This is a genomic window from Bartonella rhinolophi, from assembly GCF_036576165.1.
GTDB lineage: Bacteria > Pseudomonadota > Alphaproteobacteria > Rhizobiales > Rhizobiaceae > Bartonella.
This window is the reverse complement of record NZ_JBAFWY010000002.1, coordinates 110,256-125,783: the sequence shown is the minus strand read 5'-3', so window position 1 is coordinate 125,783 and position 15,528 is coordinate 110,256. Positions and strand designations below refer to the sequence as shown.

Sequence of the window (15,528 nt, the reverse complement as noted above, 5' to 3'; positions counted from 1 at the left end):
ATTGCTTTGATGATAATTGTGCCAACAAATGGAGTTGAATAATGCTTGACGTTATAAGAAACGCCACCAAATCTTGGATTGCTAGAACTTTTCTCGCTATTTTGCTCTTATGCTTTATTCTTTTATGGGGTGTACCGCAATTACATACGCAAGATGAAAGGGATCTCATCACTTCTGGAAAATCCACAGCAACTATCGATGATTATCGTCTCGCACTCGCTGATCAAAGCGCACATTTAGCGCGCACTTTCTATTTTGGACGAATGTTTACACCAAACGAAATGCAACAATACAAAATTCCTGCTTTTGTTTTCAGTCAGCTACAACAAGATGTGCTATTTGATGAACAAGCGCGGAAAATGAAAATTAGTCTTTCAAAAGATGCAATAGCCCATATCATTGGCGCTGATAACATGTTTCAAAAAAATAATGTCTTTAATCCAAATTTATTTCATAACTATCTTCAGCAATTACATGTTAGCGAAAATAATTTCCTTGATTATTACGCCAAAAAGGAGAAGCGTAATCAACTCATTTTAGCTTCTCTATCTGGTATGAAGGCACCAGATCTCTTTTATAAAGCACTTGCTCTTTATCAAGAAGAAACTCGTATCGCAGATTATCTCATTATTGATTTAAAAGAAAAAGCAACAATTGCTAATCCAGATCAAGAAATATTGCAAAAATGGTTTGAAATTCATAAAAATCAGTTTCGCGTTCCAGAATACCGCACTGTTTCTTTATTATCTATGAAACTTTCTGAATTTATAAAACCAAAAGATATCTCACTTGATGAGGTTAAAACCTACTATACTCAAAATGCATCACATTTTATTGACCCTGAAAAACGTATCATTGAAGAATTACGGTTTTCCACACGTGAAGCTGCTGATAATGCAGCGAAAAAAATAGCTGATGGACTGAATTTTGATGACTTGGTGAAAGCTGAAAAAAAGACTCTCAATGAAATAACAAAAGGGCCTTTGACAAAAAATGAATTGCCTAATTATTTAGGATCTGAGGTTTTTGAACTTAAACAAGGGCAAGTTAGTGCTGTAATCAATGATTTACAAGGGCCTGTAATCATTCGCGTTACGCATATTGCACCTTCAAGCCCTATTCCCTTTGAAAAGGTAGAAGAAACTATCCGTCAAACTCTTGCAAAAAATCGTGCAGCAGATGATATACGGAACAATTATACGGCAATTGAGAATGCTCGTTTTGAAGGAGCCTCTCTCAAAGAACTTGCTGACCAATATCAATTGTCCCTGCGCACACTTACTCTTGATAAAACAGGCAAAACAATTGAAGGTACAGTACTTACAGATTTACCCCAAAAAGATATTTTACTAAATTCCATTTATCAATCAAATGAAGGAACTGATCTTGATCCTCTCTCTTTTCAAGAAGGTGGATATCTTTGGTATAAAGTAGATACAATCATCCCAGCTCGCGATAAAACGCTTGAAGAAGCTAAACAAGAGGTTCTTGCCCAATGGAAAAATGAAGAAATTCAACGCCTTCTTGATGAAAAAGCTAAAGATGTTCTCAAACAGCTCAATGAAGGAAAAAATCTTGATTTTCTTGCACATGAGCTTGGTGTCACAAAACAAACGACACAAGCCTTACGGCGCCAAGATTCATCTGAAATCCTCGGATCTGAAGGCGTTAAAGCTTTATTCTTGGGTCCAAAAGACTATTACGGCATAGTAAAAGGTTTGGATCCAACCAATCGTATCGTTTATCAAGTAAAGACCGTCACTATACCCGAAAATATTACCGCTCATACACTTTCACCTGATATACGTACCAATATAGATAAGATGATGAGAGAAGACCTAAAGTTAGAAATGCTCAAAGTTGCGAATAAAGAGCACCCTTTGAAAATTAATAGTACTAACTATCATCAAATCTTAAACGCTCTTCAGTAAAAATATTACAGCGATTTTAACATTTATTGAATAAAATGGTTAGGAGCACTTCTTTTGCAGTTAGAAAAAATAGATTTCTTCTTTGCTAATATCAGGATAAATGGTTATTTGTATAAATTAGTATGATTTTTTGCAAGTTCATAGGCTTGTAAAAAAAGTGGATGAAACTTAAAATACGATTTCTTCAGTGCATTAAAGAATGCTGTTTGTTTAAATTATCATGCCTATATTATATCATGGAACGTAAAAATTACTTATGGCTTCACGGTTTATCCGCAGCCATAATTTTTTCGTAGCTGATAAAGATATTTTTTCATCAAAATAAAAACTACATTTCATCAATAAAGTAAATTATACTGCACACATTAAGCTGCTGAGGATTAAAACCTAAATTATAGCAAAAAATAGCCCATATACTGTACAATATTTAATCCTATGTTTTGCATTTTTTAAATCAATTATTGATATATGGTACACTAAATGAGAGGATACGCATTATTTTTAAACACCATAAGTCTAATCTTTAAAAATTTTAAGATCATCCTAATCAACTTATCAGCACCCTTTTTTGAATAACGAAAGTAACGGATGTAACTCTATAATATTGCTCGTACTTTCAATACAAAAAATTTACTTGCATTTTTACTGCTCCCTCCTTTCTTAATAACACACTATAACACACTCTTTTACCCTTATAATATTTTTGGGAGATTCCCACTCATCGCGACTTTTGTTATCAACCAATAGCGATGAAGCAATGGCAAAGTTGCGCTTTCTTGAAAAACCGCTGCCCCCAACTGCATTGCTTTTTGAAGAGATTCTGGCACAATTGCTAATGGAAGAAATGCTGGTTTAAGCGTCTTAGGCAAAGTAATAGAACATTCGTAAAACTTAGTATAATGCTCTTGCGATAACGCTATCACAGCTTCAACTATGTAGCGCTTTTGTTCATCATTAATACGATTAGACTCGAGCTCTTCTCTATCTATTCCTACAGCCTTTAGCATCTCAACAGGGAAATAATATTGATACCGTGATCGCATAAATGATAAAAGACGCAATATTCCACTTAATAACTGAGTAAATCCTCCATGTTTACAGGCATCTGTAAAGTTTTGTGCCGCATCAAAATCTAATATCTGGCAAGAAAGCTTTAAAATTATACTTGTTGTCTTATTACAGTAAGCTTCAAGATCGTGAATAGTTGCTATCGGATCTTTATAAAGATCCAAAATTTGTGCATCACAATAACGTAAAAAATCCGCCTTCGGTAAATTAAAAAGAGAAATTGCAGTAAACAAATCATTCAAAATCGGATTTCTTTCGCTACTTCGTATCTCACCGTTAGCGATAGAATCATACCACCAGCGAAGTCGCATTTCACCAATAAGTGGATCATGCACACTTTCACGAACACGAGAAATTTCTGCATTAAAAGCGTAAAGAGCGGCTAACGCACTGCGCTTTTTTTTAGGCGCAAATAAGACCGACATATAACGATCACGATCTGTAGCACGTAAAATATCAAGACAATAGGGAAGGAAATTTATCATTCTACCGCAAACAACAACGCAGCAACTGCACGATCTTCAGCTAGCAAAACATTAAATGTACGCACTGCTGCTCCTGTACTCATTGCGTCTGATGAAATATGCTTTTCCCATAAAAGCACGCGTAACTCTTCAGGTAACCGTAATAATTCGGTTCCAGTACCTACTAATAAAACTTCAATCTCTTCTGACTCTTTTAAAATACGAGATATATCTTTTAGGGTGGGGATAGGCTCTGCCATATCGATACCATAGATACCCGATGGTACACAAATAATAGAACCTTTATGTGACATATCAGCAAAACGAAATCCACCATTCCCATAAGCGTCAATGGGTGCGCGCCCTGGAAAATGTGCCTCACGAATTTGAATTGCATGAAACATACCTAAATACCCTTTATTTAAAACCCCAATCGCGTTTCCCTCCTATAAATCAACAAAGGAGTAATAATAAAACACTGAGATTATCAATAATAACCCATATAGCAATGTTAACGTAAAATTTTCATATCAAAGCACTACCATGGCAATACAAAAAGCAATACATGCAAAATATTTTAAGGTAATATAAAAAATTTACAATAAAACGCGATCAAATGCTACATCCATTTAAACATACAATTTAAAAAAAGAAAATTTTATCTTAGCCTATTTTACTCAAAAATAAGCAATTTTTGCCATATGCAACAATGGCATTATTTAAATTTAAAGGATAGCGAAAATTGTCTTAATACTCCATAATTAAGACAATTTTTTTTAAAATGACCTCATACAGAACAAAAAAGATATAATGTTTGTTTATCAACTATAAAACAACCCACTTAAGACGAATAACTTTTATATAAAAGTCATTCGTCTTTACAGAAATCAGTTTAAAAGCTTAACAAACTATAATTATACTCTAAGGCTTGTCTTCTTTTGACGCAGCTTTTGCCTCATCAGATTCCCCTACACTTGTCTTCATTGTAGTTTTAGACTTTTGCGATGCTTTTGTTTTAGCATCAAGTTTTGATCTTTTTTCCGAAATAGGTTTGCCTTTAACGCGAACATCCGCCAATGTTGAACGAATAACGCGAATATGCACACCATCACTAATTTCAACCTCTAATTCATCACTCTCATTATGGACTTTCGTCACCTTGCCGATAATACCACCCCCTGTTACAACTGTATCACCACGACGCACAGCACTAAGCATTTCTTGCCGTTTTTTCATTTGTGCACGCTGTGGGCGAATGATGAAAAAATACATAATTCCAAAAATTAAAATGAACGGAACAAAGGTAACAAATGAGACCCCGTTAGGAACACCGCCTGCAACTTGAGCATAAGCGTTGGTAATAAACATTTTTATCTCCTATAGATTAAACTTCAGGTATTTCCCACTTTACTAAAATAAGTTTTTTAAATATTATACATATCGATAACTACACAACGTAGCTGTAATCTTACCAAAAGGTAATAAATCTTCAAGAAACAGAAGGCAACAAGCAAAAATTTCTAAAAAACAGATTTATTCTTTTACAAATATAAATATTTTTACTAATTAAAAAAATAGATGATACAAAATGACTTTTTATTCTCTAATTGAAAGACTGATCAATTACTTTCAAACGTACAGAACTTTTAGCTCAAATCTGCGTGATTAGATTAAATCATCGCCTGTTTAACTTGAAATCTATATGAGCTATAAATTTCTTAAATAAAACCATTATTAATCAGTTTTCTAAATACTTAATAGGATCGACAGGTATACGATTTTTACGTACCTCAAAATGGACACGTGGAGTCTTAACATTTCCTGAAACTCCAGACTTAGCAATCTCATCACCACGCCGTATCCTTTGTCCTCTGTTAACAACGAGTTTACTATTATATCCGTAAACAGTGATAATATCGTCTTCATGTCGAATCATGACAACATTACCGAGATCTTTTAACCCATCACTCGCATAGATAACAACACCATTTTCTGCTGCCTTTACCGATGATCCTACAGGTACAGCGATATCTATTCCCCGATTAATTTCTGTCCCTCTTTTTTGACCAAACTGACTTAATAAACGCCCTCGTACTGGCCAACGCATCTTAGAAATTCCTGTCGCTTGCAAAGGAAGCTTATCCTTTATATGAGGAACTGTATCTGACAGACCATTTCTATGATTCAATGCTGTCATCTGTTGAGAAGAATTTTTTTGAATATCTGACTTTTTAATTTTTTCAGAAGGTACAACTGGCGCAAGATTCTTATACGTAGGTGGAGTCTTCTCGTATTTTTGGGAAGATCTAGCTTGAAATGAAGATTTTTGTGTTGATGTAAATAAATTATTATTTTTTGCATTTGAATTCGCCACTGTACGCTTGCTTGGAACTGTAAGAATCTGACCAACATAAATAGAATTATTTTTTATGCCATTTGCTAATTTTAATGTATCAACACTAACCCCTGTTTGGTGCGCAATGCTTAATAATGTATCCCCACTCTGAACAATGTAAGAATTTCGCCGAAAAACAGAAGTATCACTCACTTGTGAACGAGAGAGCGTTCCAAGATTGCGTGGCGGATCCCCTATAATTTGCCCATCAGAAACAGATCCTCTGTCTTGTATTAAAGAGTTATACGAAGCACTGTCATAGCTCCATTGATCACTACTCGACTCCACAGGTGGTAATTCAGTGCTTTGTATCATATCACCATATGATAGCATCTGCGGGTCATCAGAAAAAACTGCAGACTCATCTGATCGAGCAGAAATTGCATGATGAGAGAAAAAGTTATCGAAACGTTGCGTACCAGAACTACATCCTGCAATAATCACTGTTATCATCAAAAAAGCTATACATTGAAAATTACGCTGAAAAATATTACCTAAAGTTTTGAAATGCATAATTTTTCTCATCCGCCAATATTCAATTCACTTTATTAAAACTTTTTAATATTACCTAAGAGTTAAAATCAGGTATTTTTCACATAAATATCTTGACAATAAGATCAAAATGGATTTATCTTTAAAGAAGATGGAGGCATTTTGGTGCCGTGCTGTAATTTAAGGGTCAAAGCACTTCCGCTATACCTTCAATAAAGGGTTGGTAGCGGACGTTGAACATTTCTGAACGTTCAAATTGACTACCAATTTTTGTATAACGCGTAACCATTTGTACTCCTTCATCTGGACCTATAGCTTGAATGAGAATCCCATTTTCAGCTAAAAGTTCTAAAAATTCTTTTGGTTCACTAGGGCGTGATGGCCAAATAAGAATACGATCAAATGACCCCAAACCTGTCACAGTACGGCTCCCGTCAATTTGCCGTACAATGATATTTTCAATTCCTAAAGTTTGAAATTTTTGTCGTGCTAAATCAACAAGTGTTTTATAGCGATCAATTGTTATTACACGATCACTAAGGCATGCCATAAGAGCTGTACAAAAACCAGAGCCCGTACCAATTTCTAAGACACGATGTTTTTTTTTCAACGATAACGCAAAAAGAATCAGGAGCTGCTCCTCTAAGCGCTCAATATATTCACCACACTCAATCGGAATCACTTTATTATCATAAGCATTGTTGAGCCAAGGAGCTGCAACAAACTGTTGACGTGAAATCCTCTCAAATGCTGTAAAAAAGCGAACATCATCAACGCCTTTGCTGCGCATTTTCAATACAAGAGCTGCCAATTCTTCACGAAATCGTAAACCACCCTTTTGCTCCATAGTATCATTTGCTCTCCAATGGAGTAGTTATTTCTCTGTGTCGGTAAGCTATTTTTTTTAAAACAACAAAACTTTGCGTTTGCATGCCATCATCTGTTAGCAATAAACACATATTGGTTCTCCTTTTGCAAAGTTAAGCGGTAATACAACGCACACCTCTCATATAGGGCTGTAAAACATCTGGAACAATAATTGATCCATCAGCCTGCTGATAATTTTCAAGAACAGCGATAAGACAACGACCAATAGCCGTACCAGAACCATTAAGACTATGAACGAAATGTAATATTTTATCACCTTCTTTACGATATCGGGCATTCATGCGCCGTCCCTGGAAATCTCCACAAACTGAACAACTGGAAATTTCACGATAGCACCCTTGACCAGGAAGCCAAACCTCAATGTCATAAGTTTTACGTGCAGCAAACCCCATATCACCAGTAGAAAGAACTACCGTACGAAAAGGCAAATTAAGCCGTTTCAACACATCTTCTGCACATTTTGTCATGCGTTCCAGTTCAATTAAAGACTGCTCTTCGGTAGTAATTGATACCATCTCCACCTTCCAAAATTGGTGTTGGCGCAACATACCACGTGTATCACGCCCCGCAGAGCCCGCCTCTGAACGAAAACAGGGAGTCAAAGCAGAAAATCGCAATGGCAAATCCGATTCTTGAAGGATCTCATTGTTTACTAAATTAGTTAACGGCACTTCTGCTGTAGAAATAAGCCACCGGCCATCTGTAGTTCGAAAGAGATCGTCAGCAAATTTCGGCAACTGAGCTGCTCCATAAACACTTTCATCACGCACAAGAAAAGGCACCGAAACCTCTGTATAGCCATGTTCCTCAACATGCATATCCAGCATAAACTGACCCAATGCGCGTTCAAGCCGTGCCAATGCTCCTGAAAGAACTGTGAAACGTGTACCAGACAAACGACTTGCCCGTTCAAAATCCATCTGCTTGAGGTTTTGACCAAGCTCAAAATGTTCCTTTGGTGTAAAGTCAAACGTTGGAGGTGTACCAAAATGTCGAATGACCACATTATCGTTTTCATCTTTACCTTTTGGAACGTCATCCAATGGAATATTCGGAAGTGCTGAAAGAGCTTTCTCAAAGCTCTCAGTTAACCGCTTTTCTTCTGTTGTAGAAGATGAAAGAAAAACTTTAATCTCTTCAACCTCAGCTTTAACACGTTCAGCCATTTTTTGATCACCTGCAGCTAAAGCCTGTCCTATTTCTTTTGACGCTGCATTACGACGTTCCTGCGCAAATTGCACTTTAGCGACATACGACCGACGTTCAAGATCAAGTTTTATTAACCTTTCAGCTTGCGGCTCAATACCTCTATTTGCTAACGCTTCATCTAATTTTTCAGGGTGTTCACGAATCCACTTAATATCAAGCATCAAAATTCCTCATTTGCATCGTTTTTTAACTCCTTATCATACAAGATATAAATTTTTATGAAGAGGTTTTTTGTCTCTTTTTTCAGTAAGCAATTAAAATTGAAATTTCGTAAAACTTTATTATTAGTAAAACCACTGCAAATATAAATTTAACGAAATTATTACTGCTATAACTATAAAAAACGAAGATAGCTCACTTTTATTTGGATACCAAAACATCAAATATTTAAAATCCAGCTTTCATTCAAAAACCAATGATAAGGGCGAAATTGCCTAAAAAACTAAACTAAAGCACTATCAGCCCTCAAAAAACATAAACAAACACACCACCAGCAAAAAAAATAATCCCACTAATAAAAAACGAAAAAAGGCTATACGCTTATTTTCATAAAGCTTTAAGCGCAATAAAGTTATAAAACTAAAAATTGGTATAAGAAAAAGGAAAACGTGGCTGCATCAAAAGCAGAAAATTTTATATTCCTTAAAAAGGATTTTTCATATTTGTGTTAATTTCAAACGAATATTTTCAATATACCCGCCTAGCAATTTTTATTGTTCACGGATAAAACCATAAAAAACACGACCAAAACAAAAATAGTTTGTTAATGAAATTTAGTCAAATATTCTAAAAGCAGCATTATACGTTATATTAGCGTTAACTTCATCTTTCTTAAGATTTTCATGACACACTTCCTTTCTCTTTAGAAAAGACTGAAATGCCCCCAGAATTATGAGAACTATTAGATATTATTCAATTTTCATTAGAATTTCTTTATTACACTTCAAAAAATTTCTATCTTTTTTGGGATTAGAGTGTGTGTGCTTACACCAAAACTCTCATCTCCTCTTACACCTCATAGAATAGGATCAAAAGCCTTTTTTAACTCCTTGTGCAGATTAAGGATACTAATATCTGATAATGTTTTTTGTGTCATCAAGCTCAATTTATCTCATTGCATCACCAAATTAATGATAAAATTCATTTATTATTAAACGCACATAAACCATTGCTTTTACCAATCCGCTTAGCATTTTAGAAAAATTTTTAGCATAACGACAACAACGAAAATAAGATTACGAAAAACCTTACCCCATCAATCTCAAACATTGTTTATACATATGTTATTTAAAAAATAATGCACAATTATAATGGTGCCTTCGTTAAACCATTTTTATAAATAGGTATCTTATCTCTTTCATAAGAAAAGAACCTTTCCTGCAAGCTTTGCTGATAACGATTGAGATCCAACATCAACTATCTGAAAATAAGCAACCATTTCACACTTATCCTCTAGGCTGTTCTCTTCTTCCCTCATATTGTTTAAAAAGCTTTCATATTCTTAGCAACATCACCCATTAACTTAGAAATTTTCTCACACTCAAAAAGTACAAGGATAATCATGAAAATAACAATCAAATATGTTGGTAAAAAATACTCCCCATCACTCCCTTCCATACTTTTATTCACGCCTATTCTGTAAGAAAATGTACCAAATATGACCATATTTAAGCTTTATATCTTTTATCAAATGAAAATCCATCGCATACTTTTTGTTACAGTCTGACTGTCCCTATCAACAATTTTTTCAACACGTTATAATAAAGTCAGATAAACACAAGATGATAAATATCTTTAAATAAAAGTTAAAAGATTTGAAAACTCTTCTCTTAAGGACGCTTCATCTGATTTATCGGAGTGTGAGACGCTATTGCAAGCACCATATGCACGTTCTAACGCTTTTCCTTCTAAAAAGGGAGTTGCATGTGCAATAGCCAGCATCTCTTCCAAATTACCATTACAGTGAAGAATAATATCACAGCCTGCAGCAAAAATTTTACGTGTTAAATCTGAAAAATTTTCCGAAAGTATATTCCCTGAAAGAGCTTTCATTGACACATCATCTGACATTAAAAGCCCGCCAAACCCTATCTTCTTACGGACAACATCTTTAATAACCCTCTCAGACAGTGTCGCAGGAATCCTATTATCAATTGCCTCATAAACAATATGCGCAGTCATCGCAGCTGGCAAATTAGCTAAATTTTTAAAAGGAAAAAAATCATACTTTTCTAAAATATCAAGTGGTGCATCGACACGTGCTAATTCAAAATGTGTATCCGAAAGCGCTCGCCCATGTCCAGGAATATGTTTCATCACTGGCAAAACACCTCCATCCAAAAGCCCCTCAGCAGCTGCACGTCCTAAAGCTGTAACTATTTCTCGCTCTTGAGCATAAGCACGTGTTCCAATAACATTATGTGCACCTACCACTGGAATATCTAAAACAGGAAGACAATTAGCATTTATACCAAACCTCATTAAATCAAAAGCATGAAGTCGAGACATAACCCATGCAGCACGCATTCCCTTATCCTGATCTTTTTTGTATAACTTCCCCAAAGTTTCGGCTGCGGGATAACGAGGCACCAGAGGTGGAAGCAAACGTTGCACTCTTCCTCCTTCTTGGTCAATAAAAATGAAAATATCATCACGTTCACTTACCTCACGTAAAGACGTAGTAAGTGCCTTGACATCATCTGCTGTACCAATATTGCGTGCAAATAAAATAAAAGCCCAAGGCTTATATTTAGCAATGAACACTTTTTCATCATCTTTCAGGGAACAACCAGAAATGCTAATGATCATAGCTTTTATTTCTGACATTATCGCAATACCTTGATGTTTATTTTGATCAATAACCCTTAATTTAATTGAGATAATTTATATATCTGATATCAATTTTTAAAAGCTATATTTCGATATCATATAAAAACTAAAGCTCTAAAAATCTCTTCTCTGCTACGGATACTTAGATCATAATTATGAAATTTGAAATGGAAAAATTTATATTACCTATGATAAACATCATTAACAATTTGTACCAATATTTAAGAGAGCATTAACATGCCCTACCGAATAAAAAAATGTTTTTTAACAAGTCGTTAAAGATGCTCTAAAAATAAAAAATAGCAGCTCTATTTCATATGTACCAAACATTATTGTACAGCAAAAAAATTATGAAAAACTGTTTCCTAAGATACAAACTGAAGCAGAAAAATTTTTTTTATTGCTCTTAACAAACACTGTTATTTCTAATTTTTTTACTTTTTTCATGTTTTAAACGTTTTAAATCTGCAAATTAGTTTAGTGCATATCTAAAATGACTACTTAATAACTCTTTTTATAGAGTTTTATTATTACAATATTCCGTGTACTATAAGTACTGATTGTATATAATATCCTGAATGCCATTAGTAAGCTTATCACAAAAACTGTATAATAATCATAAGGCCCTCTATTATGTATAGATTTGAACGAAAATAAATTGGTTCAGAAGAAAACACTGTACTATAATCTCTTTGATTTTTTTAACAAAGTTTATTTTGGGTGATTTCCAATCATCACAGATTTATTATTCTAAAATTGTCTCCATATTTAAAAAAAAATCATAATCACATAAGTGACTAACACTTGATAAAAAAAACTATTTCATATGGAACACACAAAACGCTTCTGGATTAACCAAATGAATTTGAAAAACAACACAACTTGTCCCCAAAATGAACGAGAAAAATCATCTTTTCTCTTTAACATTACATGGGACAACGCCAATAAGGGAGATGATCAAAACCAATTCAAAGGTGCCAAACTCATACAAGAATTTGTTAAACACCTTCCACACAAGTCAGGGGTTTATCGAATGTTGGATGAGAATGGTGATGTTCTTTATGTGGGTAAAGCGCGTAATCTAAAAAAACGCGTTTCAAACTATACCCGTGAACAGGGACACAATAACCGCATTACCCGCATGATTCGTGCGACATACCATATGGAATTTATTATCACCCACACAGAAACAGAAGCACTACTCCTAGAAGCTAATCTTATCAAAAGATTGCATCCACGTTTTAATGTGTTACTGCGTGATGATAAAAGCTTTCCTTATATCATTATCACTGATGATCATCGATCACCTGCACTTTATAAACATCGCGGCGCTCGAACGCGAAAAGCACATTATTTTGGTCCTTTTGCCTCTTCAGGTGCAGTTACACAAACAATCAACGTTTTACAACGTGCCTTTTTATTGCGAACCTGTACCGATACAGTTCTTGAAAACCGTACACGTCCCTGTTTACTTTATCAAATCAAGCGATGTTCTGCACCCTGTACCCATGAAATTAGTGATAGCGATTATATAGAATTGGTAAAAAAAGCAAAAGCTTTCCTTTCAGGAAAAAGCCAATCGGTTAAAAATGATATGGTTCAAGCTATGCACAAAGCCGCAGAAAATCTTGATTTTGAACAAGCAGCATCCTACCGTGACCGCCTATCAGCTCTATCCCATATACAAAGTCATCAAGGAATTAATCCTCAAACTATAGAAGAAGCAGATGTATTTGCGATTGCGCAGCGAGGAGGAGTAACCTGTATTCAAGTATTCTTTTTCCGTATGAAACAAAATTGGGGGAATCGAGCCTATTTCCCCAAAGCAGATCCATCTTTTTCTAGTGCTGAAATTTTAGCAAGTTTCCTTGCTCAGTTTTATGATGATAAACCTATTCCAAAACTCATCCTTTTATCTGAACCAATTGAAGAAAAAGTACTGCTGACAGAAGCATTCAGTCTAAAAGCAAGTCGTAAAATATTCTTATCTTTACCAAAACAGGGGGAACGCAAAGCTCTTGTTAATCACGCCTATATCAATGCTTATGAGGCACTTGAACATAAGCTTGCTGAAACTACCACACATATAAAACTGCTTCACGGCATTGCCGAAATATTCCAACTCCCTCATACCCCATGCCGTCGTATAGAGGTATACGATAATTCTCACATTATGGGGACAAATGCTGTGGGTGCAATGATTGTTGCAGGTCAAATGGGATTTATTAAAAATCAATATCGCAAATTTAACATTCGTTCTACCGATGTAACACCTGGTGATGATTTTGGCATGATGAAAGAAGTTATTAAACGAAGATTTTCACGTCTTATCAAGGAACAAGGTTTGCCTAATGAGAGCAATAGAGAAAAGAGTCAAGGCGATGATCCTATCCCCACTTGGCCTGATCTTATATTAATCGACGGCGGTAAAGGACAAATAAATAGCGTACATACAATATTATCTGAATTAAAATTAGACAATCTTATCACAGTCGTGGGCATAGCTAAAGGTGCTGACCGTAGAGCAGGACGTGAACGATTTTTTATCAAAGGCAAAGCACCCTTTACACTTCCCCCACGAGATCCTATCCTTTATTTTTTGCAACGTCTACGTGACGAAGCGCACCGTTTTGCAATCGGAACTCATAGAGCAAAACGAAAAAAAGAAACATTCAAAAATCCACTTGACGAAATCGAGAATATTGGTTCGAAAAGAAAGCGTGCGCTGCTGCATCATTTTGGAAGTAGCAAAATTGTTGCTGGCGCTTCCATTGAAGATTTAACAAAAGTCGCAGGAATTTCTACCGCAATTGCACAAAAAATTCATAATCACTTTAATGAAAAATAAGGCTTGTTTCATAATCTTTGCCTTGTTACGTTCATAAAATATATCATATTTTACAAAGAATTGAAAATGACTCTATGAAAAATCATACTTTTTCTTTTCCTAATATTTTAACTTATGCACGAATTGTTGCTGTGCCAATGGTTGTTGCATGCTTTTTTTTAGAAGGACGACTACAATCGAGCGATATCGCACGCTGGGTTGCTGTCTCCATTTTTGTGATAGCATCTATTACTGATTTTTTTGACGGCTACCTTGCACGTATTTGGGAACAAACTTCCAATATCGGTCGCATGTTAGATCCAATTGCAGATAAACTTCTCGTATCTGCCTGTTTACTATTACTTGCCGCAGATAGTACTATTGCTGGATGGACACTGTGGGCAGCTATTATCATTCTTTGCAGAGAGATTCTTGTATCAGGATTACGTGAATATTTGGCTGAATTGAAAGTCAGTGTTCCTGTTTCTCGTCTTGCAAAATGGAAAACTTTTGTACAAATGATAGCAATTATCTTTCTTTTAGCAGGACCAGCTGGCAATAAAATTGTTCCTTACACAACAGAATTTGGTATCATTATGCTATGGATTGCAGCTCTTCTTACATTGTGGACAGGATGGGATTATTTTCGTGCAGGACTAAAACACGTTATTCCATAACACATGGCAACATCTACTACCTTTTTAAAGATGCAGGGCATTCTACAACTTCGTAAAAAATCCCGAAACATATTGTTTCGAGATTCTCTTGTTTTTATATTTTACACGCTTTTACTAACCAACAATTTCCATTTCGGAAAACCAAAAAGCGATTTCTGTTTTTGCGGTTTCAGTACTATCTGAACCATGAATAGAATTTTCACCAATTGATAAAGCATGTACTTTACGAATTGTTCCTTCCTGTGCATCATCAGGATTTGTAGCCCCCATCACTTCACGGTTTTTAGATATTGCATTTTCGCCTTCTAAAACCTGTACAACAGTTGGACCAGAAGACATAAACTCAACTAATTCTTTAAAAAATGGGCGCTCTCTATGGATAGCATAAAACCTTTCAGCTTCACGCTGGCTCATCCACACGCGTCTAGATGCAATAACACGCAGCCCTGCATCCTCAAGCATTTTTGTAATTTCTCCTGTCAAATTACGACGCGTCGCATCTGGTTTAATCATTGAAAAAGTACGTTCTACAGCCATTTGACCACCTTTATTTATTATTTACAAGATTATTTAGCCGTTCTATAGCGAGCAAGAAGCATCTTGCCAAGTGACTGTGAAAAAATCCGCACTAATTATTTAAAGTTACGTAGTTAGCAATAAAATGAGCTTCAATAAAAAATAAAAATACCCACGATTATTGATCTCTTCTCATAGTGTTATTGCCTCTATTGTAAAGTCTTGTTGTACT

General features: G+C 35.2%; 11 protein-coding genes. 3 read left to right on the top strand and 8 right to left on the bottom strand.

The annotated features are described in order from the left end of the window. The first annotated feature begins 41 nt into the window (after nucleotides 1–41). A complete protein-coding gene (locus tag V5N67_RS02850; protein ID WP_332060397.1) occupies nucleotides 42–1,931 on the top strand; it encodes a peptidylprolyl isomerase in 1,890 nt (629 codons plus the stop codon). Between the two features lie 692 nt (nucleotides 1,932–2,623). Here the strand turns inward: V5N67_RS02850 and V5N67_RS02845 are convergent. The 7 genes from V5N67_RS02845 to nagZ all read right to left on the bottom strand — a co-directional run bounded on the left by V5N67_RS02845 (nucleotide 2,624) and on the right by nagZ (nucleotide 11,273). Next, a complete protein-coding gene (locus tag V5N67_RS02845; RefSeq protein WP_332060396.1) occupies nucleotides 2,624–3,484 on the bottom strand; it encodes a phytoene/squalene synthase family protein in 861 nt (286 codons plus the stop codon). After that, complete coding sequence (locus V5N67_RS02840; protein ID WP_332060395.1) at nucleotides 3,481–3,867, bottom strand: Mth938-like domain-containing protein; 387 nt, start codon at nucleotides 3,865–3,867, stop codon at nucleotides 3,481–3,483. Before V5N67_RS02840 ends, V5N67_RS02845 begins: the two co-directional genes overlap by 4 nt. Nucleotides 3,868–4,384: 517 nt before the next feature. Further along, nucleotides 4,385–4,831, bottom strand: a complete 447-nt coding sequence (gene yajC / locus V5N67_RS02835; RefSeq protein ID WP_332060394.1) for a preprotein translocase subunit YajC — start codon at nucleotides 4,829–4,831, stop codon at nucleotides 4,385–4,387. A 370-nt stretch (nucleotides 4,832–5,201) separates the two neighbouring features. Further along, nucleotides 5,202–6,371: a peptidoglycan DD-metalloendopeptidase family protein gene (locus V5N67_RS02830; RefSeq protein ID WP_332060393.1), complete on the bottom strand. Its 1,170-nt coding sequence runs from the start codon at nucleotides 6,369–6,371 to the stop codon at nucleotides 5,202–5,204. A 166-nt stretch (nucleotides 6,372–6,537) separates the two neighbouring features. Continuing rightward, on the bottom strand, nucleotides 6,538–7,197 hold the full coding sequence (locus V5N67_RS02825; protein WP_332060392.1) for a protein-L-isoaspartate(D-aspartate) O-methyltransferase: 660 nt from the start codon (nucleotides 7,195–7,197) through the stop codon (nucleotides 6,538–6,540). Between the two features lie 133 nt (nucleotides 7,198–7,330). Further along, complete coding sequence (gene serS, locus V5N67_RS02820; RefSeq protein ID WP_332060391.1) at nucleotides 7,331–8,608, bottom strand: serine--tRNA ligase; 1,278 nt, start codon at nucleotides 8,606–8,608, stop codon at nucleotides 7,331–7,333. Nucleotides 8,609–10,241: 1,633 nt separating this feature from the next. Beyond that, entirely contained in the window at nucleotides 10,242–11,273 is a 1,032-nt protein-coding gene (gene nagZ, locus V5N67_RS02810) for a beta-N-acetylhexosaminidase (protein WP_332060390.1), read from the bottom strand. Between the two features lie 862 nt (nucleotides 11,274–12,135). Here nagZ and uvrC point away from each other — a divergent pair. Together uvrC and pgsA are read left to right on the top strand one after the other, a co-directional pair. Next, on the top strand, nucleotides 12,136–14,124 hold the full coding sequence (gene uvrC, locus V5N67_RS02805; protein ID WP_332060389.1) for an excinuclease ABC subunit UvrC: 1,989 nt from the start codon (nucleotides 12,136–12,138) through the stop codon (nucleotides 14,122–14,124). Between the two features lie 74 nt (nucleotides 14,125–14,198). Beyond that, nucleotides 14,199–14,780 (top strand): CDP-diacylglycerol--glycerol-3-phosphate 3-phosphatidyltransferase, encoded by a 582-nt coding sequence (gene pgsA / locus V5N67_RS02800; protein ID WP_332060388.1) that lies wholly within the window; start codon nucleotides 14,199–14,201, stop codon nucleotides 14,778–14,780. 114 nt (nucleotides 14,781–14,894) lie between these two features. On the opposite strand, the gene ndk is transcribed toward pgsA, so the two are convergent. Continuing rightward, complete coding sequence (ndk, locus tag V5N67_RS02795; RefSeq protein WP_332060387.1) at nucleotides 14,895–15,317, bottom strand: nucleoside-diphosphate kinase; 423 nt, start codon at nucleotides 15,315–15,317, stop codon at nucleotides 14,895–14,897. Nucleotides 15,318–15,528: the final 211 nt, after the last annotated feature.